This is a genomic window from Paraburkholderia diazotrophica (assembly GCF_038900755.1).
GTDB classification, from domain to species: domain Bacteria; phylum Pseudomonadota; class Gammaproteobacteria; order Burkholderiales; family Burkholderiaceae; genus Paraburkholderia; species Paraburkholderia diazotrophica_A.
Genome location: NZ_JBBPEN010000009.1, coordinates 90826 through 114039, shown reverse-complemented (window position 1 = coordinate 114039; position 23214 = coordinate 90826). Strand labels below are relative to the sequence as shown.

The following is a 23214-nucleotide window of genomic DNA, read 5'->3' as shown; positions in this document are numbered from 1 at the left end:
GCGAGCGATGTCACAAGCGGGGGCGCTCATACGTCTAGTCGGATACCGACCCACCGACTATGCGCGCCATGTCAGACTACCCACCACGCAGTTCGGCCCCACCACGCAGTTCGGCCCCATCACGCAGTTCGGCCCTCAGCGCCGACGATCCGATCGCCAGCAGCTTTGCGACCAGTTACGCCGGCGTCGTTTCCTTTCTGGCCGTTGCCAACGAAGGCAGCTTTGCCCGCGCGGGCGATCGCCTCGGCATCGGCCGCTCTTCCGTCAGCCGCAACGTGCAGAAGCTCGAGGCCCAGCTCGATGCGCGGCTCTTTTTTCGCACGACGCGCAGCACGTCGCTGACGCGCGAGGGCGAACTGTTCTACGAGAAATGTCAGCCGGGCGTCGAGCGCATCGCGCAGGCGCTGGAAGACATGCGCGATCTGCGCAGCGGGCCGCCGCGCGGCCGTCTGCGCGTCGGCTCGACACCGGGCTTCGGCCGCAAGATCGTCGCGCCGTTGTTGCGCGGCTTTCGCGCGCGCTATCCCGACATCGCGCTAGAGCTGCTGCTGAACGACCGCCCCACTGACTTCACGGCGGACCGCATCGACGTCGCATTCCGCGACGGACGCATGGAGGACAGCGAGATCGTCGCGCGCCAGCTGATACCGATGCAGATGATCGTCTGCGCTTCGCCCGCGTATGCGCAGGTCTACGGCCTGCCGCGCCATGTCGACGAACTGGCCGCTCACGATTGCATCAACTTCCGCATGACGTCGGGCCGCATCAGGGAATGGGAATTCAAGGTAGACGGTCTGCCGCAGCGGCGCCAGCCGGCCGCGCAGCATACGTTCAACGACGCCGAACTGATCTTGCAGGCCGTGCTCGACGGCGAAGGCATCGCGCAACTGCCGGCGTATCAGGTGTGCGATCTGCTCAAGCAGGGCCGGCTGCTGTGCTGTCTGCCTCAATACGCGCCCGACGACGGCGGCCACTACATCTGCTATCTGAGCCGCAAGCATCTTCCCGCGAGAATCCGCGTGTTCGTGGACTATATGACCGAGCACACGAGAGCGCTCGATTTGCAGTATCTGAGCACGACGCAAGAGATGCCCGAGGTCGAATCCGCCGTCGATTGACGACGCGCATGACGCCGACCTCTTCAACGTTCCTCGACATGCCGATTGGTGCCCGTGACGCAACACGATGGGTCCTTCTGCGGCTCTTCTGCCGGGCGGCGCGCGAGCCTACGATCTTCACATACGGAGCGCGCGCAATTCGTAATTCGCGCTTGGTATGCAGTAGCGGCCTCGCGGCCGCGCACTAGCTCGCAAGGAAAGTGAATGAAGATCGTCGTGACGGGCAGCACGGAACACATCGGCAGCAAGGCCGTCGCGACAAGCGGCAGGCACAGCTTGAACGGATGACGCGCTGTGACCGCATTACGCCCACCGCCATTGACGCTGCTCGACAAGTACAGCGGTAAAGACACTCAAACGCTGTACTCGACGACGGTCTGCGTGACAGGCGGCGATGCGTGTCATGGGCGCGCCTCGGGCATCGTGCGTTCCGACGACGGCAATCTCGCGATCGAGTTGCGCTTGCCCGAAGCGCTCGGCGGACCGGGCGGCGGCGCGAACCCGAGCAGTTGCTCGCGGCTGCGTACGCGGCCTGCTTTCACGGCGCGCTGAGCCTGCTTGCGATGCGGGCAGGCGTTCCCGTAGCCGATGCATCGGTGGAAGTCAAAGTCGGATTCGGCCGCGATCCCGTCGATGGCCTGTTTCTGCTGGCCGCCAATACGCGCATTCGCTTGCCGGGCGTCGAGCGCGCTCTCGCGGAGCAGCTTGCGCGCGACACGGAGCGCTTTTGCCCCTACACGAAGATGGCGCGGCAAGGCATCGAAAACGTCGTCGTGCTCGCGCAGGCGGATAGCGCTGACGAAGCATAACGCCGCGCGCGCATCAGCGAAGGAGTTCGAACATGAACGGCAGTGATCCGTGGTCTCAGATCGTCGGCTGGTTGCGCGGACAGGCGCCCGATATGCGGGAGTCGCGCGAACTCTGTCGTCCGGCGCGTGCTCCCGTTGCGAATGCATCGTCGATCGATCGCATCGAGCGGCAGACCACGTCGACAATACTCGTCTCGTGGAGCGACTCTACATTCGGCCGGTATCAGGATCAGATGTGGCGAGCGGGCTTTGCGCGCACGTCCGGCGTGTGCGGGCTGACGGGAGCACCCGTGCGGCGCGGCGACCCCGTGTTCCGGCCGCTCGTTCGCGCAGGCGCGAAGCCATTGAACGCGCTCGACATGATTCTCGCCGCCACGCTGCAAAGAGAGTGGCACGGACCATCCGCCGACGGACATTGAAGACGCGAATGCTACAGCTGTGCGATCGACGCCGTCGCTCCAGCATCGCGCGCAGTGCCATGCGTGCGCGGCGTCGCGCGCAGCAGCGCCGAGAAATAGCGGATCGTCGCGTCGAGCCCTTCATCCAGCGACGTATGCGGCTCCCATGCCAGCAATTGTCTTGCACGGCTGATGTCCGGCTGCCGATGCCACGGATCGTCGACGGGCAGTGGGCGAAACTCGATGACCGACGACGAACCCGTCATCTCGACGATGCGTTGCGCGATCGCGAGCATCGACACTTCATGCGGATTCCCCAGATTGACGGGGCCGTTGGGATCTTCGTTCAGGTTCATCAGCCGGATGAACGCGTCGATCATATCGTCGACGAAGCAGAACGAGCGCGTCTGCGAGCCGTCGCCATAGACGGTCAGCGGTTCGCCGCTCAACGCCTGGATTACGAAGTTCGACACCACGCGTCCGTCGGCGGGATGCATCCGCGGTCCATAGGTATTGAAGATGCGCGCGATGCGGATATCGAGCCCATGTTGGCGCCGGTAATCCACGAAGAGCGTTTCCGCGCAGCGCTTGCCTTCGTCGTAGCACGAACGCGGACCGATGGGATTTACGTGGCCCCAGTAGTCCTCCTTTTGCGGATGCACGCGCGCATCGCCATAGACTTCGCTCGTCGACGCCTGAAAGATTTTCGCCTTCACGCGCTTCGCGAGTCCCAGCATATTGATCGCGCCGTGCACGCTGGTCTTGGTGGTCTGCACGGGATCGTGCTGATAGTGAATCGGCGAAGCAGGGCACGCGAGGTTGTAGATTTCGTCGACTTCCACGTACAGCGGAAATGTCACGTCGTGACGCATCAGTTCGAAATTCGCGCAGTCGAGCAGATGCGCGATGTTGTCCTTCGTGCCCGTATAGAAGTTGTCGACGCACAGCACGTCGTGGCCTTGCGCGACGAGCCGCTCGCACAGATGCGAGCCGAGAAACCCGGCGCCGCCCGTCACGAGAATGCGTTTGCGCGATATCTCTTTCATCGTCGTGCTCCGTGTCAGGCCGTGACCTGCGTTAGCGTGTCGTGCCAGTCCTGCACGAAACGGTCGATATGGAAACGCTCGAGCGCCGTGCGCCGCGCGTTGTCGCCCAGCGAGCGCGCGAGCGCCGGATCGCGTAGCAGCGCGTGCATCGCATCGGCGAGCGCATCCGTGCTGGTGTCGATGAAGCCGTTTTCGCCGTTGCGGATCACCGTCGACAACTCCGTCGTCGCAAGCCCGACGATAGGCATGCCGACCGTCATCGCCTCGACGATCGCGAGGCCGAGGCTCGTCCAGCGGATCGGATTGAAAAAGAAGCGGTAACGCGCGATGAACGCGGCAAGCTCGAGATTCGCAATCTCGCCGATGCCGCCGCAGCTTTGCGCATCCATGCCGACGAGATCGAGCGGCACGCGGGAACGCAACTGCGTGAATACGTCGCTGCCGAGACGCCGTCCGCGCTGCGCGAGATGATTGACGACGACGATCCCGCACTCGCGCTCGCCGCTATACCGGACGCCTTCGGGCACGACCACGCCGTGCTCGATGACGCGCGTCGGCGTCGCGCCGCAATCCCACATCAACTGGTTGAAGTGCGTGACATGAACGAGCAGTGTTCCGGGATCGTCGACCCAGTGCCATTGCTGATACGGGTTCTCCATCGGCGGATCGTGCTCGACATAGATGCGCGGCAAGCGGCGCTGCGCATCGGAGAGCACGTGCTCGCGGTCATGGTCCCAGTGCTGACGATGCTGATACAGCACGACGTCGAATTCCTTCGACGCCACTTCGTCGATGTTCACCTCATGCACGTTATCGCCCCACGGCAGCGTGCCATTCGCGCCCGCATAACCGGGCGGATTGCCGGGCTTGGTGACGAGATAGAAATCGTGCGGGGCCTGGGTCAGGTAGTACAGATAGTTGCCGTGCACATGCCAGGTCAGCACGCGCAGCCGGCGACAGCTATGCAACATGACGCGCCTCCTCATGAGCAGATGGAACGGAAGCATCGGCCGCATGCAATGTGCAGGGCGCGGCGGGATTCGCATCGCAATCGCGCGCCAGCATGTCGCGTGCTGCCTGCACGACGTCCTGCACGGCGATGTTCAACGCGCACTCGTGCCCATAAGGACACACGCGAAACGCGCACGGACGGCAGTGCGGATAGTCCGCGAGCACGCGATGCCGCTCGCGATCGAGCGGCGCCCAGCGGCGCGTGTCGCTGCCCGACGCGACGACGACACTCGGCGTGCGCATCGCCGCCGCGATGTGCGACATGCCCGTGTCGTTGCAGACGACGAGCCGCGCGCGATCGACCAGCGCCGCCAGCGAGCCGAGCGAAGTCGAGCCCGCCAGATGCAACGCGGGCGCGGTCATCAGGCCGAGCACGGTGGCCGTCAACTCCGCTTCCGCGGCCGTGCCCGTCACGGCGATCTGCCAGCCATCGGCGGCGAGCGCATCGGCGACGTGCGCAAAGCGCGCGGCGGGCCAGCGGCGCGACGGCAATTGCGCGCCTGGGTGAATCAGCACGAGCCGATGCGCTTCGATGCCGTGCGCGGCGGCGAGCGACGCATATTCGGCTTCATCGCGCGCGTTCAGTTCGAACGCGAGCGCATCGCTTTCGCACGGCGCGCCCATTGCATTCGTCAGCGCGAGATAGCGATGTGGCTCCGGCAGCCTGTCAGGCCATTCGATGAAACAGCCCGAACGCGCGATCTCGCCGGGCTGCACGAAGCCCGCATACGCGCGCGCGCCGAAGCGGCACACGATATCGTTCGCAATGCCGCCGCTGCCGTGCAACTGGATCGCGAGATCGAACGCGCGCTGTCGCATCGCGCCGATGAACGCGGGCAGCGCGCTATCGTCTTCGCGTTGTTCGGGAAAGCCGGTTGCGCCGGGAAACACGATCAGTTCGTCGATCAGCGCAGCGTATCGGTCGACGAACACCTGAGCCCACGGCAGACCGATCAGCGCGATATGCGCGTGCGGCGCCGCGCGGCGCAGCGCGCGCAACGCGGGAACGCTGCACAGCATGTCGCCGAGTTGCAGCGCGCGAAAGACCACGATGCGTTGTGGGGCGAGTCGATCGATGAAGGAACTCACAGGAAGAACACCTTGTAACGGGTCGCGCCGCGCAGGCGCCAGTAGATGGAAAGAAACGGAATAAGCATCGACGTCCATGCCATTTCGGCGATATGCGGAAAGTCGCGTCGCGTGCGGCGCAGACGCGCGACACAGAAGCTCGCGGTCAGCAGCGCCCACAAGATCAGCGCAGCCGCTGCGAGCAATCCGTGCCCCGTGAGCGCGGCGAAGCACGCGCACAGCATGCTCGCGACGATCGCGTAATAGAGGTGCGGCGGCCCCGCGTCGATCCGTTGCCGATAGAGCGCGGGATGCTTGCGAAACAGCAGCGCTTCGAACTGGCTCTTCTTCTGCTGCGCGAGGCTCACGCCCCAGCGCGCGGGGCGCACGGGATGCACGACGACGGCATCGTACGCGCGCACGATGCGGCCGCCCGCCTGAAGCACGGCGAACTGCAAGTCGGAGTCCTCGCGCCATGCCGATGTAAACCGTTCGTCGAAGCCGCCCATTGCGACGAGCCGCGAGCGGCGCACGAACGCATTAGCGGTGGCGAACTCCGCGCGCGCGAGGCCGCTCGCATCGAGTTCGTAATCGCTGGGCGTGTCGGGCAGCGGCACGGCGATGGTGCCTGATGCAGCGTCGGCGCCCGTCGCGAGTGCGGCGGCGCCCGCCGTGAGCCAGTGCGGATCGGGAATCGTATCGTCGTCGGTGAAGGCGATCAGCGGCGCGCGCGCCGCGCGCCAGCCCGCGTTGCGCGCCCCGGCTGGCCCTTGCGTTGCCCTCACGGGCAAGTAGCGGACCGTGAGCCCGCGCGCGGACATCTGGTCCGCGAAACGCTGCACCGTCAATTGCGTCGCGTCGTCGGGGCCGTCGTCGCAGACGATGATTTCATAGCGGCGCGCGTCGAAGTCCTGCGCGGCCAGCGCGTTCAGACAGACGATGAGCAGCGCGGGCCGTCTGTACGTGGGCACGACCACGGAGATGTCGCATTGCGCGCAGTCGGCGCCTGCCGCGCCGGCCCCGGTGTCGTGTCGCGCGGAGCCATGATCGAATGTATCCAGGTTGCGCGCATTCATGCCGCGGACTCCGCATGCATAGCGCCCGAACGTGCCGAGCCCGCCTTTTCGACGATGAACGGTCCGATCACGAGGGCGTCGAGCGGGGACGTCCAGAACGATTCGACGGCATCGCGCGGGGAATTGACCATTGGCTCGCCGCGCGTATTAAACGACGTGTTCACCAGCACGGGCACGCCCGTGCGTTGCCGGAACGCGTCGAGCAGATCGTAATAGAGCGCATGCTGCGCGCGGTTCACCGTCTGCACGCGAGCGGTGCCGTCGACATGCCGCACGGCGGGAATACGCGACGCCTGTTCTTCGCGCACATCGAACACGAACAGCATGAACGGCGCGCGCTGCCCGCCGACGAACCAGTCGGCCGCGTGCTCTTCCATCACGACGGGCGCGACGGGCCGGAAATCCTCGCGGTCCTTGATCTCGTTGAGCCTTGCCTGCATGCCCGCATCGATCGGCGACGCGAGAATCGAGCGGGCGCCCAGCGCGCGCGGCCCGAATTCCGTGCGCCCCTGGTACCAGCCGATTACCTTGTTGCCGGCGAGCATGTCGGCCGCTTCGTTCACGACATCTTTCGCACGGCGATAAGGTATCTTCGACCATTTCAGGAAGCGCTCGATTTCATCGTCCGCGTAATCGGGACCGAGGTACGCGTGGTCCATCGTCCAGTGGCGCGTGTTGTCGCCGCGCTCTCGATAGTCGGTCCATAGCGCGGCGCCGAGTGCGGTGCCCGCGTCGCCGGCGGCGGGCTGCACCCAGACTTCATCGAACGGCCCCTGGTCGCGAATCTTCGAGTTCATCACGCAGTTGAGCGCGACGCCGCCCGCCATGCACAGCCGCGTCAATCCCGTCTGCCGATGCAGCCAGCGCGCGAGATGCAAGACCGTTTCCTCCAGCACGCATTGCAGCGAATGCGCGATGTCGAAGTGCCGCTGCTCCAGCGGGGCGCCCCGTTCGCGCGGCGTGCCGAAGCGTTCGACGAGACGTGGCGCATCGACGGTATACGTGCCGTCCTGTCTCACCTTGACGATCGCACGGAACTGATCGACATAGGCGGGCTTGCCATACGACGCGAGCGCCATCACCTTGTACTCGTCGGACGAGTGCAAAAAGCCGAGCCATGCCGTCACGGCTTCGTACAGCAGCCCCAGCGAATGCGGCAACTCGACTTGACGCAGCCGCGTGTACCTGCCGCCGACGAACTGCCCCATGCTCGTCGTCACGCCTTCGCCACGGCCGTCCATCGTGAGCACGGCGGTATCGTCGAAGGGGCTCGCGAGAAAGGCGCTCGCTTCATGCGCAAGATGATGATCGACGAAGTGCCACTCGAAACAGTCATTGCGATCGACGCCCTTGAATCGCTTCGACAGATGATGCGGCGCGCCGTCGAGCAGTTGCCCCTTTGCATTCGCGATATAGCTCAGAAAAAGCGGGTCCCACGGCGACTCCGACGGGTTCGCGATTCTGGATTGCGCGGGATCGAAAGGAAGCGCAATCGTTGCTTGCGGTTCTTTCGGCATGCCGGCGAACAGCGCGGGGTCGTAGGAGTACGCGATGTGATCGACGTCCTTCAACGTGATGCCAGCGGCGCCCAGACAGTAATCGATTGCATCGAACGGCAGTTGCCATGTCGAGAAAGGCACGGGCCGTTTTGCGTGCTTGATGTGCGTAAAGCGCTCGTCCTCTGCGGCGGCCAGCACGACGCCGTCGCGTACGAGCACGGCGGCGCTGTCGTGATAGACGGCATTGATTCCCAGTGTGTACATGAACGTCACCCCGTGTGAGTTGCGATTGCGTTGGATGCCAGTTGCGTGCCCGACGAAGGCGGGCTGGTGTCGTCGAGCAGATCGAGCGCGGCCTTTGCGACTTCGGTGGGCGGGATGCCGCGCAGGCACGCGTGATGTCCCTGAGGACAGACGCTGCGATAGCACCAGCGGCATTCGACATCGTTGAACAGCACGCGATGCGGTGTTTGCCACGGCCCATGCTGCGGATTGGTCAGCGCATACAGATCGACGACGGGCGTGCCGAGCGCGCACGCGATATGTACAGGTCCGCTGTTGTTCGACACCACGACCGTCGCTCTTTCGATCAGCGCAGCGAACGCGCCGAGGTCGAACGCATCCGTCAGATCGTGCATGAACGGCCGCACAGACGGGCCGGCGGCATCGATCACCGCGCGTACCAGCGGCGCTTCGCTTTCGCCGCCCGTGACAAGCACGTTCATCCCCGTTGCGCGACCGAATTGCGCGGCAGCCGCCCCGAAGCGTTCGGCAGGATAGCGGCGCGATTCGGCGCTCGCGCCGGGATGAATGACGATGAAGGGAACGTAGGCATCGATATGTCGACGGGCGAGCGTCGCGGCCAGCGTCCTGCGGTCGAGTTCTCGCACGCGCATGCGCATGCGCGTGTCGTTCGTGCTCGCTCCGACGGCCTGCACGAGCGACAGTTGCCGTTCGACTTCGTGCTGCGTGCCTTGCTCCGGTTCCGTCTCGCGCACCCAGTCGTCGAGCAGCGCATATGGATTCTCGCGGCAACGTGCGAGCCGGTGCCGAATGCCCGCGAGATAGCACATCGTCGCGGCGGGCAACGGGTTCTGGCTGTAGACGGTGAAGATCGCGGCGGCGTCGAAACGCCCTTCTTCGAGCAACGCGCGTATTGCCAGATCGGCGGGATGTGAGCGCGGAGGACGCGAGCGCGACCACGGCGCTTCATAGTGGATCACATCGTCGATATCGGGCAGAAAGGGCGCAAGGGCCGCGCCGGCCGCAGATGCGAGCATCGTCAGATGACGGCCGGGGCACGCGGCACGCAACGCGTGAAAGGCAGGCGTCGTCATCAGCACGTCGCCGAGATTGTCGGTGCGCACGCACAGGATGCGCTTAACGTCGTCGCCCCATGGCGCGAGCGCATGCGATGCCGCGACGGGTGCATGCGCCGCGCTGGGCGGTGGAAGCATTGCGAGACTTTTCATCATGCCGCCTGGCCCGACAGATCGGATGTGCCCGCGCTGCACTTTTCGTGGTACTGCAGGATCATCAGCGCGGCGCGATGGAGGTCGCGCGCATAGGCGGTCGGAATGCGCGTTTGCGTTCGGCGCCATACCGTCTCGTGACCGTTGTCGAGCAATATCGTCTTGCAGCCCGCGACGTTGCCCGCTTCGACGTCATCGAGTATGTCGCCGACGAACCACGACGTATCCAGGTCGATGCCGTGCTCGCGTGCCGCCCGCAACAGCATGCCCGGTGCGGGCTTGCGGCAGTCGCATGAGTGCGCGTAGGTCGGCACGCTGCCTTCGGGATGATGCGGACACCAGTACACGCCGTCGAGCGTCGCGCCGCACGACGCGAACATGTCGCGCAGCTTCGCTTCGACGGCATCCAGTGCGCTGATATCGAAGCGTCCCAGCGCGACACCGCTCTGATTGCTGATGACGATCAGCTTGAACGGACAGCATGCGAGCGCGCATAGCGCTTCGCACGCGCCGGGCGCAAAGCGCATCTGCTGCGGATCGACGTTGTACGGTACGTCCTCGAGGAGCGTGCCGTCCTTGTCGATAAAGACGGCCGACTGGTGCCGATCGGCAGGCGGCGTGATGGAAGGCGTGAACGACGGCGTGAGCATTGCAACCTCGGATGAATCGGATATCGGATGTGACTCGACGTGCGGACGATGCACGGCCGGCCAGCGCCGCTAGCCGGCCGCGCCTCCCGCTGCCGAGCGCAGTGCCTCGCTCGATTCGCTTCGGGCGAAGACCGTGTTCACGTCGGCGACACGCCGGTAGATGTCCGTCAACGACTCGCACACGCCGCTCCACGTGAACTCGGCTTGCGCGCGAGCGAGCCCTGCTTCGCCCATCCGGCGCGCGAGTTCGGGATCGCGCTGCAGCGTGGCCAGCTTTATTGCGAGCGCGGCCGGGTCGCGCGGCGGCACGAGCCAGCCAGTCTCGCCGTGCTTCACCGAATACCGGATGCCGCCGACGTCCGCGCCGATCACGGGCGTGCCGCATGCCATCGCTTCGACGGGTGTGATGCCGAACGGCTCATACCAGGGCGTCGTCACGAATACGTTCGCCGCGCTGTAGAACATGCGCAGACGCCGTCGTCCTCGACGGCCGACGAAGATCGTTTCGTTCGCAATCTGTTCCTGCGTCGCGATGCCACGCAGCCGCGCAATTTCGGGCGTGGCGATTTCATTCGGCGCGTCGGAATTGCCGCCGACGATGTAAAGCCGCGCATCGACGCCGTGCTGCGCCTTGAGCGCGCCGACGCCGCGAATCACGTTGTCGATGCCCTTGCGCTGCACGATCCGCCCGAGCTGCAACACGATGAACCGGTCGCGCGGCCAGCCCAGTGCATCGCGCGCGGCGTCGCGGTCCATCGGATGAAATTCGTCGGCGTCGAAGCCGCAAGGCACGATGTCGATGCGTTCGGAGTCCGCGTGATACAGATCGATCAGATCGGCTTCATCTTGCGGACACTCGGCGATGATCGCGTCCGAACGCCGGACGAGTTCGTCCTCGATCGCAAAGCGCTCGTCGGGAAAGCCGTCGTCGGTGCCCTGATGAAGGCGGCGAACGCGTCCGAGCGCATGAAACGTCGTGACGAGCGGCACGCCGAGCGCGCGCTTGACCTTGAGGCCGGCCAGCCCGGACATGAAGAAGTTCGCGTGCATCACGTGATACGGCGTTTTCTCTCGGCGAAAGAAGCCGATCAGAAAGTCGGCGAATTCGCCCATGTACGGCAGCAACTGCTCCTTGGGCAGTTGCAGCGGCGGGCCCGCCGGCACGTGGATCACGCGGATTCCGTCCATGTTCGAGACGGACGGCAGCAACGCGCGATCGCGCCGCGTGAAGACGTCGACCTGATGGCCGCTTCGCTGCAGCTGTCTCGCGACATTCGCGACATAGATGTTTTGTCCGCCGCTGTCGACGCCACCCGCAACGGCAAGGGGAGACGCGTGTTCGCTGATGATGGCAATCTTCATCGTGATCCCTTTTGGTTCCTTCATGGCCCCTTTGTTGATGGTCATAGGGCGGTTGATCGGAATGGCGCTGCTTCTTCGCAATCGCATCTGAGCAGTGCGTACCTTGTTTCAGCATGCGATGTGCCGCTCGATGAGAACGCCCATTTCCATCGTTGTGCTCGGCGCGCATGCTTATTTCGCCGAACGCGCATCGCTCGAAGCGCTGTGGCGTGCCCCGAATTACAAGCGTCGTGTAAAAAGCGCTTCGCAATGTGTGAGAGCGTCGGGGATGGTGCCGGGCGCACGGCATGCTAGCGGCACAGGACGATGGATACGACTCACGCAACCCAATCTCTTTCGCGCATCCGAGGACTGATCGTCGGCGACCTGCTGCGCGCGGTGCTCCGCTACCGGACGGTCACGGCCGCGTCATTCGCGCTGATGATCTTCGCGAAGCTCTCAGCCGTCGCGATTCCGCTGACGCTCAAACATATCGTCGACGAATTGAGCCACCCGGAATCGCCTGTTGTATTCCCCGTATTTCTGGTGCTCGCGTATGCGCTGCTGCGCTTTTTCGCCGATGCGCTGAACGAGGCGCGCGACGTCGTGTTCAGCGCCGTCACCCAGCGCACGGTTGCGGATTTCGCCGAGCGGACTTTCGCGCATCTGCACCGGCTCGGCGCGCGCTTTCATGCTCAGCGCGAGACGGGCAGCGTCGTGCGCGACGTGCAGAAAGGCACGGACGGGATCGGCTTTCTGCTCGGGACGGCGCTTTTTTCGATCGTGCCGACCTTCATCGAGATCGGTACGATCGTCGCGATCGTGATGCGCAATTACTCATGGACCTTCACGATCATCATTGCGGCAACTTTTGCGGGCTATGCGGTTTATACATACATCTTTACGCAGCGGCGTCTCGTCGTGCAGCGCCGTGTCAACGAGATCGAGGCGCAGTCGGACGGGCGGCTCGTCGACAGTCTGCTGAACTACGACACGGTCAGGTTCTTCGCGACGGAAGAGACGGAAACGCGCCGTCTGAGCGCGGTGCTCGCGCAATGGGTCGATGCGCGCATCGCGAACCAGCGCGCGCTTACCACACTGCACGTCGGACAGAGCGCCGTGATCGCGATGGGCATTGCGGCCGTTCTGCTGCTCGCCGTGCAGCACGTGATGACGGGCGTCATGAGCGTCGGCGATCTGGTGCTGATCAATGCGTACATCATTCAGGTGTGCATGCCGCTCAATACGCTCGGCTTCGTGTTCCGCGAGACCAACGACGCAAAGGTCAACGTCGAGCGCATGTTTGCCATTCTTGTCGCGCGCGGCGTGCCGGGCGAGGACGTCGATCTGCCGAACGCGCGGGCGCTGGCTATTACGGAAGGCGCCATCGAGTTCGAGCATGTCAACTTCGGCTACGATCCCGCGCGCCAGGTGTTGCGCGACGTGACGTTCCGCGTTCATCCGGGGCATCGCCTTGCCGTCGTGGGCGGCAGCGGATCGGGCAAATCGACGCTCATCAAGCTGCTGTTCCGCATCTATCAGCCGACGTCGGGCCGCGTGCTGATCGACGGCCAGGATCTGCAAGTCGTGACGCAGAAGAGCCTGCGCGAAGCGATCGGAATCGTGCCGCAAGACACGGTGCTGTTCAACGACACGATTGCGTACAACATCGCGTATGGCAAGCAAGGCGCGTCGCGCGCCGATGTGGTGCGCGCGGCAAGAGCAGCGCAGCTCGACGACTTCATCGAGCGTCTGCCCGATCACTACGACACGCGAGTCGGCGAACGCGGCGTGCGGCTGTCGGGCGGCGAGCGGCAGCGCATCGCGATCGCGCGCGCTATTCTCAAGAATCCGCGCGTCATCGTGTTCGACGAGGCGACGTCGGCGCTCGATACCCGCTCCGAACGCGCGATCCAGAGCGAGCTGAACCGGCTCGCGCAAGGGCGCACGTCCATCTCGATCGCGCATCGCCTGTCGACTGTCGTCGACGCGGACTGGATACTCGTGATGGAGCATGGGCGCATCGTCGAGCAGGGCACGCACGGCGAGCTGCTGTCGCGCAACGCCGTCTACGCGAAGATGTGGGCGCTTCAATGGCAGCAGGGCGAGCTGGAGCATCTGCAACGCAAGGTGTCGGCGCAATCGTTGCGCCTCGATGTGGTGATCTCCGATGCAATGGCGCCGCTGCAAGCCACGATCGCGCAACGGCGCATCACGTGGCGGATGGTCGTGCCGCCGGAAGAGTTGCGGGTCACGGGCGATCCCGTCGAACTGCAACAGGCGATCGGCACGCTTTGCCGGAGTGAAATCGAGCAGACACGCATCGGGGGGCGTGTCGAATTGCGCGTCGAGCGTCGTCAGAATCATGCGTGGATCAGCGTGACCGGCACACGGGAGGGTTCTGTCCAACTCTCGCAGGAAGCCGCGCGAACGATGGAAGCGAAGCTCGCTGCGCTCGGCGGCAGACTCACCGTGATGCCCGTCGACAATCGCATTGCGTACGTGATGGTCTTGCCGTTGCGGCCCGTTCTCGACGACGATGCGGCGGCTTTGCCGCGCGAAGCGCCGCCTTCTGTCAGCGACGGATCGTCGCTCGCCATGCAGGCGCCGCTGAAGGGCTTGTGCGTGCTCGCCATCGACGATCAGGAAGATGCGCGCGATGCGCTCGAAGCCGTGCTGAGCGCGAGCGGCGCGCGCGTGCAACTCGCGGCGTCCGGCGACGAGGCGCTAGCCGTGCTCGCGAGCACGCCGGCGCAGGAATGGCCGGATGTCCTGCTGTGCGATATCGTGCTGCGCGCAGAAGATGGCTACCAGGTGCTCGAACGCATCAGAGCCTTTGTCGGGGCCTTTGAAACGCAGCATGAAGCGCGTTCCGAACGACATCTTCCCGCCATTGCACTGACGGGCTACACGCAAACGGAAGATGGCGCCCGCGCGGCCAAGGCCGGCTTCGACGCGCATCTGACCAAGCCCATCGCGGCGCCCGCGTTGATCGCCGCGATTCGCAATGTTGCAGACAGGCAAGGCGAGTCGCTTGCGTCGTAAGGTGCGGAGAACCTATCGCCCGGTTGTCTCTTCGTACTGTGTCGCGCGCGATTCGCCGGCGTTCGCGGTTTGGGCCGGCTGCGGCATCGATTGAAGATTGCGTTCGTGACGTTGGACCACGCGGCGCATTGCAAGCACGCTGTCGGGCAAGCGCTTGCGTTCGCGCAGCGCCCAGCGCAAGCCGCGCAGCATCGCGGTGCCGTCGTGCCATAGCGTGCGCTCGCGCCTGAAAGTCGAGAATGCGCGCAGTGTCCGCGTGAACGCCTCTGCAACGGGAAGACGCATCCATCCCGTCCACGCCGCGTTGCGCGCGAGCGTGCGCCGGCGCAATGCGCTGTCGCGTGCCGGCGACGGATGATGCTTGACCACGAGCGCGTCGCGGTAGACGATCGCGTGGCCATTCGCGAGCACGTCGAGCGCAACGAGCTCTTCTTCGCCGCCGATGAAAAGGCGCGCATCGTAGCCGCCTGCCTCGCGGAACACGGCGGTTCGGAATACGCAGGCGCCCGCCATATAGCCGATGAGCGACGGGCCAGGCAGTTTGCCCGGATCGAGTGGACTGTGCTGCATCAACAGACACGTCGCGTCTGTTTCTCCCGACTCGCCCACTTCGATGCGCGCGTTGAGCACGCCGATTTCAGGGTGCGCGTCGAGCAGCCGCACCGCCTGTTCCAGCGAGCCCGGCTCCCACCAGGTGTCGTCGTCGCAGAACGCGACGTACTCGGTGTCGACGCATTCGACCGCGCGGTTGCGGCCCGCCGCGCCCATGTTGCTCTCGCATTGGACGATGTGCACGTCGGGGTAGGTGAGGTCGGCCATCAGCACGGTCTCGTCGGTGGACGCGTTGTCCGCGACGACGATGGCGGGGCGCTCGGGCAGCGCGCGCAGACGCCGCAATGTGTCGAGAAGGCGTGAGGCCCGGTTGTGCGTCAGGACGACGACGCTGACGCGCGAGCCTGCACGCCGTTGCGCATCGCTGGAAGCGCTGGCTTGCATCACTGGATGCGCGAAATTTCTTTCGACACCGCAGCCGGACTGTCGTAGTTGTGATCGGGAAGCTTGTCGATCAGATCCACGATGTCCGTGTTCGCGTGATTATGGCGAGCTCGTTCGACCAGCTTCTCGCGCGTGGTCGGATAGTCGACGCCCGATAGGGCCTTCTGGATGTCGATGGGGTTGGGCTGTCCAGGATGACGTTGATCCTGCGAATGAGCCGGATGCTGTGACATAAGCTTTCTCCCTGGTTATCAACGCAGCGCGGACCGTGTTGGTCGCCGCGATCTGCGAGAGGTTGCATGCGCGATGCCAGCGTGTTGTTGCGGCCATAGTTGCCGCTATGGTCGTTACTGATGCTATTGCGAAACTCCCTTCTTGGCCGCAAGGTCCTGCGCCATCTGATAGTGCTTCTGGATGGTGGGCAATGCGTCTTGCGCCGCCTTCTTCAACTTCGCGTCCTGGCCGTCCGAGATTTCCTTCTCGAACGCCGCGATGGCTTGCTTGTGGCCTTCGAGGCCAACCTTCGTGATGTACGCCTGGTCGAATGCCTTGTTATTGAGGTTGCGCAGCGAGCCGATCAGCTCCGTGTCGGAGTTGTCCTTCGGCACGGTCACGCCGTGTGGCGCGGCCATTTTCAGTTGAACGGTCAGCTTGGTGTGATCGAGCATCATGTGATGCGCGAACGATTTCACATCCTTGTCCTGCGAATGCTTGGTGGCCAGCTTGGCTGCGTCGATTTCCGTCGATGACGACATCGACGCCGCCTGCACGAAGTCCCTATCGGCCTGCGCCAGCGGGTTCGCGGACGTCGTCGAGGCGGCTTCCGTTTGCGCCGCGGCTAGCGGCGAAACAGCGAGCGCGCCCGCATAGAGGCTCGTGCAAATGATCGCGTACTTGAGCTTCATCGATTTCTCCCTGAGTTGTGCATCGGACCCGTTTGACCGATGACTGGTTAGCTTCATTGAAGAACGGAGCAAGCAGTGAACCGCATGTCGGGCACGCGCGTTCACGCTTGACGTGGCTGCCGCCTGTTGCGTGGACGGCCGACGCATGACGACGGGCGTGCTGCAATCGATGTGCCGCTTCGGCGAACGCGCGCGGCGTAGTGAACGGGCGGCAGCGGCCTAGCGTTTCGATTCCTCCGGCACAGGATTCTTGTCCTGAGTCGATTCGAGCGCGTTTTCCGATGCAGGATGCTTGCTTCTTTCCTTTTCGTCCTTGGCCTGTTGCGCCGTGTCGGCCGGTGGATTTTTCTTGTGGTGTGTATCCTCTTCGCGGGGATGGTCGGAGCCGTGTTTCATGATCTTCCTCTTTAGTCCGTGCGTGGTTCTTGACCTTGCTGTTTCGTGCAATCAGCGTACCTGTGCGTCTGCGGGGCAAGCGTCACGGCGATGTGCGGAATGGCGCTTGCTACATCCGTCGATCGACGCCGCGTTTATCTATTAGCGAAATTTTCCCAGGAGGCAATGATGAGCGAAGACGCAAACAAGGAACTCGCAGCCGAGGCCGCCGTGGAAAATGCGGCGCGCGACGCGATCGAAGTGCTGAGGGCAGACCATCGCATTGCCGAGCAACTCTTCGACGCATTCCACCGGACAGCGGATACCGACCTCGAAGCAAAGCGCGCGCTCGCGCAGCGCGCATGCGAAGAGCTGACCGTTCATACGCTGATCGAGGAGGAGATTCTTTATCCCGCCGCGTACAAGGCGTTGCAGCAGTCAGAGGAAATCGACGTAGACGAAGCCTATGTCGAGCACTTCGTGATGAAGACACTGATCGCCAGATTCGAATCATTAAAGCCCGGAGACCGCGGCTTCGATGCGACATTCGAAGTGCTGTCGGGGATCGTGCGTCAGCACATCCTGGAAGAGGAATCCGTTCTGTTTCCTGAATTGCTCAAGAGCGGGATCGATCTCGTGAGCCTCGGCGAGGAAATCGTCACGCAAAAAGAAGTGCTGATGAAAAGGCTCGAAGCGGCAGGCAGCAAGCTCGCCGGTGATGGAAGCCCCGCGTTCGATCGCGAGGCGAACTGACTCGAAGCGGCGAGATAACCCGAAGCGACCGGGAAGACTGCGTCATCGGCCGTCGTGCTTGCTCGCCTCGAGCGCGGCTTCCACTGAAGGCATCTGCTCGTCGCTCGCGTCCACACTGAGCGTGAACCTTGCGCCCGTATCGACGTCTTTGAATTTGCGGTCGTATTCGTCCGGTTCCGAACGTCCCGTTTCGCAGTCGCCCGTCAGGAAGTTGCCGCGCACACCGCCTGCTTCGTCGGCTTGCGACCATAGCGTCACGCAGTCGGGCGGCACGCCGCAGCGCAGTACGGCGTCGCGCGCCGCATTGGCTTCCGTCAAGGTTTCGATGACTCGGGCGATTATCGGCATCTCTGTTCTCCAATCTGTTGGTGTCCTGGTGGTCTATTGGCTGGCCCCGGAAGGCACGGCACTTGCACCCGCCGAAGGTGAACTGGCGACGGGCGCCTCGCTTGATGGGGGCGGCATGCTCGCAGCGGCCGCATTGCCGCTGGCGCCCCTGGCCGCCGCGCTTTGCCCCGGCGTGCCGCTCATGCCCGCCGTGTTGCTCATCACGCCGCTGCTGCCGGAGCCCATGCTGTTCGAGCTTTTATCGTCGACCTTTTGGCAGGCAGCTGTGCCGAATGCCAATGCTGCCGCCGCGAACGCGACAGCGAGATGACGCGCGACGAGTTTCATATCCGAAGCTCCTTTGCGAACGTATGGCGCCTGACGACATGCGCCCGTCCGTATATAGTCGGTATAGCAACGCGTATTCCAGCGTTCGCCCCGTCGCGGATGGTGCACATGGGCTCTTTACGGCGACGTACACGCCGCAAGGAGCGGGCCGCGTTCTTGCACGTACGTCCAGGAGCCGGTTGAACATCGGACTTTAATGACGTCAAGGAGCACTGCGATGAAAGTGAGAGTGACCAACGAGGGAGACACGCCCATCCGCCTGATCGTGGACGGCGACCCGGTATTGGGCGAGACGATCGAACCAGGGGCGGAAATGGTCGTCGACGGCGAGCTGGTCGAGATTCAGGATCTGGAGCCCGGTCAGGTCGTGCCTGACGACGAAGAATGACGTGAGCGGCACACGCGCGGAACGCGGCGCGCGGCCCATCGTGCCGGACGATATGGAACAGCGATGCACCGCATCAGCGAGGCTGCAAATCGCGGACGGCATCCTCCTGCCAGCCGCCGCCAAGCGCCTTGTACAGCGCGACGAGATCGGTGGACACCTGCATCGTCGCCTGTTCATGTTGCTGGCGGGCCTGCGAAAGCTGGCGCTCGGCATCGAGCACGTTGATGAAGCTGACAAGCCCCTTCCGATAGCTGTCGCGCGCAAGGTCGAACGCACTCTGCTGCGCGGCCGCCTCGTCGGCCAGCGCGTCGCGATGTGACTGGTCGGTGCGATAGACGGCGAGCGCGTTGTCGACATCGCGCAGCGCGCCCAAAACCGTCTTGCGGTAATCGAGCGCCGCGACCTGCTGTTCGGCTTTCGACAGATGCAGATTCGACACGAGCGCGCCGCCCTGAAAGACGGGCAGCGAAATCGCGGGACCGACTGACCAGAACAGATGCGACCAGCGCGCGAGGTCACGCGCATTCGTCGCGCGCGTGCCGATTTGCCCCGTCAGCGAAATGTCCGGGAAGAACTGGGCCACGGCCACGCCGACATTGGCCGTCGCGGCATGCAGACTCGCTTCCGCGCGGCGTATGTCGGGCCGCCTGCGCGCGAGCGTCGACGGAACGCCGACGGGGATCGTCGGCGGCCCTGGCGGAATCGCGGAGGGCGCGGCGAGTTCGGCATCGAGCGCGCCTGGTGTCTCGCCGATCAGGTACGCGAGGCCGTTCATCGCCTGCTCCGCCTGCTGATCGTATTGCGGCAGCAGCGCGCGCGTCTGCGCGAGTTGCGCGCTCGCGCTCTTCACGTCCAGTTCGCTCGCGAGCCCCACGCGAGCCTGACTCTTCGTCAGATCGACTATCGTGCTCTGCTCGTCGATCAGATTCGACGTGAGCGCGCGCAGCGCCTGCGCGCCGCGCAACTGGATGTACGTCTGGGCCACCTCCGCTTCGAGCGAGATCAGCGCGTCGTTGCGGCTTTCCTCTGCGCCTTGCACTTGCGCCGTGGCCGATTCCACGGAACGTCGCACACGTCCGAACAGATCCAGCTCCCACGACGCGTCGAAGCCCACTTGCCACAGGTTGATGGGCTCCGTGAACTGATTGAGCGCGTTCGTCGCCGCTTGCTGCACTTTGGGCCCCGCGCCTGGCGCAATCTGATCGATGGGCGAATTGGGCGCGCCGAGCCGGTTCACGTCGTCATAGATGCCTTGCGATTCGAACAGCCCTTTCGCGCCGAGCTGCTCACGCTTGTAGCTCGCCGTGGCGCTGATGTTGGGCAGTCCCTGCGCGGCCGTGCCCTGCACCTGCGTGCGCGCTTCGACGATGCGCCACACCGCCTGCTGCAATTCCAGGTTGCCCTGCACGGCGCGCGCGATCAGGCTTTCGAGCGTGGCATCGTTGAAGCTGCGCCACCACCGGGGATCGGGGTCCGAGTCGACGGTCGGAACGGAGGCGGGCGCGTGGCTCTCCTGCGTCTGCGGAGTCGCCGTGTGCTGCATGTCGTGCCACGCCCCCGGCGCATCGGCGGAAGGCGGCTTGAAATCGGGACCGACAGTGCAGCCGCTCGCAAGCGCCACGATGCAGCATGCCGCTATCCGTCGGGCGAATCCGTGCAAACGCGCGCGCATGTCAGTGTCCTCCTGCGCCGCCCGATGCCTTCACGGGCGAGAAGAGCAGCGTCATCGGCGCGCAGGCGAAGCAGAATACGGCGAGGATAGCGAACACATCGACATACGCGAGGATTGTCGACTGCGCGACGAAGGTTTCGTACATGCGGCCCGTCGCGGACTGGAGCGCCTGCGCCATCGGCGCGCCGTTCAGCGCGGTGATCGCATGGGCGTTCTGCTGGAGCGCGTCGTTGAAGTTCTGCGACAGCGGCGACATGTGCACGGAGAGATGCGCCATGCGCGCCTGCACGCGCTCGCGGATCATCGCCGTCGACAGCGATATCCCGATCGAACCCGCGACGTTGCGAAACATCGTGAAGAGCGCAGACGCATCGTCGTTCAGGCGCTGCGGCACGGTCAGATAGGCGAGCGTCGTGATCGGGACGAACAGAAAGCCGATCGCGAGCGACTGGGAGCTGCGCATTTTCACGAGCGTGAAGTAATCGATATCGGGCGTGAGCGTATGCGAATAGATCAGCGCGAAGCCGAGCAGAACAAAGCCCGTCATGACGAGAAAGCGCGTTTGCACATGAGGCATCAGCTTGCTGATGATGGGTATCTCCATCGTGATGAGCAGCGCGCCCGGCGACAGCACGAGCCCCGCGAGCATCGCGGTGTAGCCGAGCTGCTGCTGGGCCAGTTGCGGCACGAGCACGGCACTGCCGTAAAGAATGGTCGCGAACGCGGCGATGCAGATGCAGCCCAGCGCGAAATTGCGGTCCTTCAGGCAGACGAGATCGACGACGGGCTTTTTCGTGTAGAGCAGCCAGAACGTCGCGCCGACGATGCCCGCCACCGCCAGCACCGCGAAGGTGCAGATAAACGGCGACGCGAACCAGTCGTCGTCCTCGCCGCGATCGAGCATGACCTGCAGGCAGCCGAGTCCAATCGCGATCAGCGCGATGCCGATGTAGTCGATCGACTGCTTGCCCGGCGCGTTGCGCCACGGCGGATCTTCGACGAGTTGCATCACCGCGAGCGACGTCAGCACGCCGACGGGCACGTTGAGCAGAAAAACCCAGCGCCACGAGAAGTTGTCCGTGATCCAGCCGCCGAGCGTCGGTCCGAGCACGGGCGCGACGACGATCGCGACTGCGGAGATCGAGAACGCGCGACCGCGCTGCGCGGGCGGGAAGGTGTCGAGAATGATCGACTGCTGGTTGGGCTGCAAGCCGCCGCCGAAGAATCCTTGCAACACGCGGAACACGATCAGTTGCCCGAGATTGGTCGCAACGCCGCACAGAAACGAGAAGATCGTGAACGCCACGATACAGACGACGAAGTAGCGCTTGCGGCCGAGCACGCGGCCGAAGAAGCCCGATATCGGCAGCACGATGCCGTTGGCGACGAGATAGGACGTCAGTGTCCACGTGGCTTCGTCGTAGCTCGCGGACATCGTGCCCGCGATGTGCGGCAGCGCGACGTTCACGATGGTCGTATCGAGCACTTCCATGAAAGCGGCGAGCGTGACGGAGATGGCGATCAGCCACGGGTTGGCGGCGGGACGCCAGTTCGATTGCGCGTCGCCTTGCGCTTGCGATTGGGCATCCATCATTGCAGATATACCTTCGGCGTGACGGACAGCCCCAGGCCGAGCGGCGGCTGGCCTTGCGGCATCTGGCTGTCGATGACGATCTTGACGGGAACGCGCTGCACGATCTTCACGAAGTTGCCCGTCGCGTTCTCGGCGGGAAATGCGGAGAATCGCGAGCCCGAGCCCAACTGGAAGCTGTCGACGTGGCCTTCGAGATCGAGCTTCGGATAGGCATCGACTTCTATCTTGACCTTGTCGCCGGGCCGCATGCGCTCCAGTTGCGATTCCTTGAAGTTGGCTGTGACCCAGACACGCGTCGTCACGATCGAAAAGAGCGAAACGCCTGCTTGCAGAAAGCTGCCGTATTGAACGTTGCGCTTCGTGATCCAGCCATCGGCGGGCGCGCGCACTTCGCAATACGAGAGGTTCAACTGCGCCTGCTCCAGTTGCGCCTGCGCCTGGTCGACCTGCTTGCGGCGTTCTTCGACGAGCGCCTGCGCCTGCCTGATCTGCTGCGCGACGAGGCTCGCCGTCTTCACTTGCGCCTGGGCTTGCGTCACGTTGGCCTTCGCGCTGCGCCATTGAGCGTCGGCGGTATCGACGTTCTGTTGCGACGTCGCGCGCTGATCGACGGCGTGCTGGCGCTCATACGCGGCCTGCGCCTGCTTCATGCTCGCGCTGGCCGACGACGCCTGCGCCTGGGCTTCGCGATACTCGGCCGGATACCGGACGCGCGCGATATCCAGCTGGACTTGCGACGAATCGAGCTGTGCCTGCGCGAGTCCCAACTGAGCCTGCGCGGCATCGACCTGCGCCTGGTAATCGCGCTTGTCGATGACGACGAGAAGCTGCCCTGCGTGCACGAATGCGTTGTCGTCGACGGCGAGGCGCACCACGTAACCGGACACTTTCGGCGCGAGCGTGACGGCGTTGCCGTCGGTGTAGGCGTCGTCGGTGCTCTCCTGGTTGCGTGTCGCGAACCACCACACAAACGCGACGATGAGCAATAGCACGACGACGGCGGCAAGAATGATCAACGGCAGCTTGCCCGGGCGTTTGCGCTCTTTGCCGCTGTCGCCGTTTCCATTGCCGTTGCCATTTCCTTTGTGCCCGTTATTTTTATGCGCGCCCTGTTCACCATTCTTTTTTGGCTCACTGGAAGAGGGGTGCTGTTCGGGTTGCTGTTCAGCGGAGCCGGTTTGATCGGACATGGGATGCGCGTCGAAGAAGAAGTTCGATGAGTGGGGCGAAATCAGGAAGGCAACGGGCGACACGACAGGCATCGCGGCGCCACCGTTGGGCCAGCAATTTCCGGACTTGCTCTGGAGATGACTGACCGGCGGG

Annotated in this window: 22 protein-coding genes and 1 pseudogene; 7 read left to right on the top strand and 16 right to left on the bottom strand. The window is 64.2% G+C overall.

Translation table 11 applies throughout. The features are described 5' to 3' along the window. Window positions 1-68: 68 nt before the first annotated feature. The 3 genes and pseudogenes from AABE10_RS25695 (at window position 69) to AABE10_RS25685 (ending at window position 2346) form a co-directional block, all read left to right on the top strand. The gene (locus AABE10_RS25695; RefSeq protein WP_342936032.1) at window positions 69-1118 is read left to right on the top strand and encodes a LysR family transcriptional regulator; all 1050 of its coding nucleotides are present in this window, start codon (window positions 69-71) and stop codon (window positions 1116-1118) included. Window positions 1119-1412: 294 nt separating this feature from the next. After that, window positions 1413-1927, top strand: a pseudogene (locus AABE10_RS25690) (Ohr family peroxiredoxin). Window positions 1928-1959: 32 nt separating this feature from the next. Beyond that, window positions 1960-2346, top strand: coding sequence for a DUF3331 domain-containing protein (locus AABE10_RS25685; protein ID WP_342936031.1), 387 nt, complete (start codon window positions 1960-1962; stop codon window positions 2344-2346). Window positions 2347-2357: 11 nt separating this feature from the next. On the opposite strand, the gene AABE10_RS25680 is transcribed toward AABE10_RS25685, so the two are convergent. From AABE10_RS25680 to AABE10_RS25645, 8 genes are all read right to left on the bottom strand, one after another. After that, the gene (locus tag AABE10_RS25680) at window positions 2358-3371 is read right to left on the bottom strand and encodes a UDP-glucuronic acid decarboxylase family protein (protein ID WP_342936030.1); all 1014 of its coding nucleotides are present in this window, start codon (window positions 3369-3371) and stop codon (window positions 2358-2360) included. A 14-nt stretch (window positions 3372-3385) separates the two neighbouring features. Then, on the bottom strand, window positions 3386-4342 hold the full coding sequence (locus AABE10_RS25675) for a glycosyltransferase family 4 protein (protein ID WP_342936029.1): 957 nt from the start codon (window positions 4340-4342) through the stop codon (window positions 3386-3388). After that, window positions 4332-5471, bottom strand: a complete 1140-nt coding sequence (locus AABE10_RS25670; RefSeq protein WP_428983384.1) for a glycosyltransferase family 9 protein — start codon at window positions 5469-5471, stop codon at window positions 4332-4334. Before AABE10_RS25670 ends, AABE10_RS25675 begins: the two co-directional genes overlap by 11 nt. After that, on the bottom strand, window positions 5468-6526 hold the full coding sequence (locus AABE10_RS25665; protein WP_342936028.1) for a glycosyltransferase family 2 protein: 1059 nt from the start codon (window positions 6524-6526) through the stop codon (window positions 5468-5470). Before AABE10_RS25665 ends, AABE10_RS25670 begins: the two co-directional genes overlap by 4 nt. Then, a complete protein-coding gene (locus AABE10_RS25660) occupies window positions 6523-8289 on the bottom strand; it encodes a carbamoyltransferase family protein (RefSeq protein ID WP_342936027.1) in 1767 nt (588 codons plus the stop codon). The genes AABE10_RS25665 and AABE10_RS25660 overlap by 4 nt, the downstream gene beginning before the upstream one ends. A gap of 5 nt (window positions 8290-8294) precedes the next feature. Then, on the bottom strand, window positions 8295-9497 hold the full coding sequence (locus AABE10_RS25655) for a glycosyltransferase family 9 protein (RefSeq protein WP_342936026.1): 1203 nt from the start codon (window positions 9495-9497) through the stop codon (window positions 8295-8297). Beyond that, window positions 9497-10147, bottom strand: coding sequence for an HAD family hydrolase (locus AABE10_RS25650; protein WP_342936025.1), 651 nt, complete (start codon window positions 10145-10147; stop codon window positions 9497-9499). The genes AABE10_RS25655 and AABE10_RS25650 overlap by 1 nt, the downstream gene beginning before the upstream one ends. 69 nt (window positions 10148-10216) lie before the next feature. Then, window positions 10217-11509 carry a glycosyltransferase family 1 protein gene (locus AABE10_RS25645; protein ID WP_342936267.1) on the bottom strand — a complete coding sequence of 431 codons (1293 nt, stop codon included), beginning with the start codon at window positions 11507-11509 and terminating at the stop codon, window positions 10217-10219. Window positions 11510-11815: 306 nt separating this feature from the next. Here AABE10_RS25645 and AABE10_RS25640 point away from each other — a divergent pair, with 306 nt between their 5' ends. Continuing rightward, window positions 11816-14533, top strand: coding sequence for an ATP-binding cassette domain-containing protein (locus AABE10_RS25640; protein WP_342936024.1), 2718 nt, complete (start codon window positions 11816-11818; stop codon window positions 14531-14533). 12 nt (window positions 14534-14545) lie between these two features. On the opposite strand, the gene AABE10_RS25635 is transcribed toward AABE10_RS25640, so the two are convergent. From AABE10_RS25635 to AABE10_RS25620, 4 genes are all read right to left on the bottom strand, one after another. After that, window positions 14546-15529 carry a glycosyltransferase family 2 protein gene (locus AABE10_RS25635; RefSeq protein ID WP_342936023.1) on the bottom strand — a complete coding sequence of 328 codons (984 nt, stop codon included), beginning with the start codon at window positions 15527-15529 and terminating at the stop codon, window positions 14546-14548. Next, window positions 15529-15762 (bottom strand): DUF2795 domain-containing protein, encoded by a 234-nt coding sequence (locus AABE10_RS25630; protein ID WP_342936022.1) that lies wholly within the window; start codon window positions 15760-15762, stop codon window positions 15529-15531. The genes AABE10_RS25635 and AABE10_RS25630 overlap by 1 nt, the downstream gene beginning before the upstream one ends. 123 nt (window positions 15763-15885) lie before the next feature. Next, complete coding sequence (locus AABE10_RS25625; RefSeq protein WP_342936021.1) at window positions 15886-16434, bottom strand: DUF4142 domain-containing protein; 549 nt, start codon at window positions 16432-16434, stop codon at window positions 15886-15888. A gap of 219 nt (window positions 16435-16653) precedes the next feature. Further along, a complete protein-coding gene (locus AABE10_RS25620; RefSeq protein ID WP_342936020.1) occupies window positions 16654-16830 on the bottom strand; it encodes a hypothetical protein in 177 nt (58 codons plus the stop codon). A gap of 168 nt (window positions 16831-16998) precedes the next feature. Here AABE10_RS25620 and AABE10_RS25615 point away from each other — a divergent pair, with 168 nt between their 5' ends. Further along, window positions 16999-17562 carry a hemerythrin domain-containing protein gene (locus AABE10_RS25615; protein WP_342936019.1) on the top strand — a complete coding sequence of 188 codons (564 nt, stop codon included), beginning with the start codon at window positions 16999-17001 and terminating at the stop codon, window positions 17560-17562. Between the two features lie 42 nt (window positions 17563-17604). Here the strand turns inward: AABE10_RS25615 and AABE10_RS25610 are convergent, their stop codons facing one another. Then, window positions 17605-17910 (bottom strand): hypothetical protein, encoded by a 306-nt coding sequence (locus AABE10_RS25610; protein WP_342936018.1) that lies wholly within the window; start codon window positions 17908-17910, stop codon window positions 17605-17607. Between AABE10_RS25610 and AABE10_RS25605 the strand changes: the two genes are divergently transcribed. Then, window positions 17888-18220: a hypothetical protein gene (locus AABE10_RS25605; RefSeq protein WP_342936017.1), complete on the top strand. Its 333-nt coding sequence runs from the start codon at window positions 17888-17890 to the stop codon at window positions 18218-18220. The genes AABE10_RS25610 and AABE10_RS25605 overlap by 23 nt on opposite strands. Before the next feature lie 234 nt (window positions 18221-18454). Further along, on the top strand, window positions 18455-18625 hold the full coding sequence (locus AABE10_RS25600; RefSeq protein WP_342936016.1) for a hypothetical protein: 171 nt from the start codon (window positions 18455-18457) through the stop codon (window positions 18623-18625). 73 nt (window positions 18626-18698) lie between these two features. On the opposite strand, the gene AABE10_RS25595 is transcribed toward AABE10_RS25600, so the two are convergent. From AABE10_RS25595 to AABE10_RS25585, 3 genes are read right to left on the bottom strand one after another with little or no spacing between them, the layout of a single operon-like run. After that, entirely contained in the window at window positions 18699-20297 is a 1599-nt protein-coding gene (locus AABE10_RS25595; protein WP_342936015.1) for an efflux transporter outer membrane subunit, read from the bottom strand. Between the two features lies 1 nt (window position 20298). Beyond that, complete coding sequence (locus tag AABE10_RS25590) at window positions 20299-21888, bottom strand: DHA2 family efflux MFS transporter permease subunit (protein WP_342936266.1); 1590 nt, start codon at window positions 21886-21888, stop codon at window positions 20299-20301. Beyond that, window positions 21888-23081, bottom strand: coding sequence for an HlyD family secretion protein (locus tag AABE10_RS25585; RefSeq protein ID WP_342936014.1), 1194 nt, complete (start codon window positions 23079-23081; stop codon window positions 21888-21890). The genes AABE10_RS25590 and AABE10_RS25585 overlap by 1 nt, the downstream gene beginning before the upstream one ends. Window positions 23082-23214: the final 133 nt, after the last annotated feature.

What these genes read in the sequence shown, in the direction of transcription:
- AABE10_RS25665 (WP_342936028.1), bottom strand. Translation starts at nt 6,526, where the DNA reads ATGAATGCGCGCAACCTGGATACATTCGATCATGGCTCCGCGCGACAC.
- AABE10_RS25615 (WP_342936019.1), top strand. Translation starts at nt 16,999, where the DNA reads ATGAGCGAAGACGCAAACAAGGAACTCGCAGCCGAGGCCGCCGTGGAA.
- AABE10_RS25650 (WP_342936025.1), bottom strand. Translation starts at nt 10,147, where the DNA reads ATGCTCACGCCGTCGTTCACGCCTTCCATCACGCCGCCTGCCGATCGG.
- AABE10_RS25585 (WP_342936014.1), bottom strand. Translation starts at nt 23,081, where the DNA reads ATGTCCGATCAAACCGGCTCCGCTGAACAGCAACCCGAACAGCACCCC.
- AABE10_RS25610 (WP_342936018.1), bottom strand. Translation starts at nt 17,910, where the DNA reads ATGCCGATAATCGCCCGAGTCATCGAAACCTTGACGGAAGCCAATGCG.
- AABE10_RS25600 (WP_342936016.1), top strand. Translation starts at nt 18,455, where the DNA reads ATGAAAGTGAGAGTGACCAACGAGGGAGACACGCCCATCCGCCTGATC.
- AABE10_RS25660 (WP_342936027.1), bottom strand. Translation starts at nt 8,289, where the DNA reads ATGTACACACTGGGAATCAATGCCGTCTATCACGACAGCGCCGCCGTG.
- AABE10_RS25590 (WP_342936266.1), bottom strand. Translation starts at nt 21,888, where the DNA reads ATGGATGCCCAATCGCAAGCGCAAGGCGACGCGCAATCGAACTGGCGT.
- AABE10_RS25685 (WP_342936031.1), top strand. Translation starts at nt 1,960, where the DNA reads ATGAACGGCAGTGATCCGTGGTCTCAGATCGTCGGCTGGTTGCGCGGA.
- AABE10_RS25675 (WP_342936029.1), bottom strand. Translation starts at nt 4,342, where the DNA reads ATGTTGCATAGCTGTCGCCGGCTGCGCGTGCTGACCTGGCATGTGCAC.
- AABE10_RS25640 (WP_342936024.1), top strand. Translation starts at nt 11,816, where the DNA reads ATGGATACGACTCACGCAACCCAATCTCTTTCGCGCATCCGAGGACTG.
- AABE10_RS25645 (WP_342936267.1), bottom strand. Translation starts at nt 11,509, where the DNA reads ATGAAGATTGCCATCATCAGCGAACACGCGTCTCCCCTTGCCGTTGCG.
- AABE10_RS25695 (WP_342936032.1), top strand. Translation starts at nt 69, where the DNA reads ATGTCAGACTACCCACCACGCAGTTCGGCCCCACCACGCAGTTCGGCC.
- AABE10_RS25625 (WP_342936021.1), bottom strand. Translation starts at nt 16,434, where the DNA reads ATGAAGCTCAAGTACGCGATCATTTGCACGAGCCTCTATGCGGGCGCG.
- AABE10_RS25605 (WP_342936017.1), top strand. Translation starts at nt 17,888, where the DNA reads ATGACTCGGGCGATTATCGGCATCTCTGTTCTCCAATCTGTTGGTGTC.
- AABE10_RS25595 (WP_342936015.1), bottom strand. Translation starts at nt 20,297, where the DNA reads ATGCGCGCGCGTTTGCACGGATTCGCCCGACGGATAGCGGCATGCTGC.
- AABE10_RS25680 (WP_342936030.1), bottom strand. Translation starts at nt 3,371, where the DNA reads ATGAAAGAGATATCGCGCAAACGCATTCTCGTGACGGGCGGCGCCGGG.
- AABE10_RS25620 (WP_342936020.1), bottom strand. Translation starts at nt 16,830, where the DNA reads ATGAAACACGGCTCCGACCATCCCCGCGAAGAGGATACACACCACAAG.
- AABE10_RS25630 (WP_342936022.1), bottom strand. Translation starts at nt 15,762, where the DNA reads ATGTCACAGCATCCGGCTCATTCGCAGGATCAACGTCATCCTGGACAG.
- AABE10_RS25655 (WP_342936026.1), bottom strand. Translation starts at nt 9,497, where the DNA reads ATGAAAAGTCTCGCAATGCTTCCACCGCCCAGCGCGGCGCATGCACCC.
- AABE10_RS25635 (WP_342936023.1), bottom strand. Translation starts at nt 15,529, where the DNA reads ATGCAAGCCAGCGCTTCCAGCGATGCGCAACGGCGTGCAGGCTCGCGC.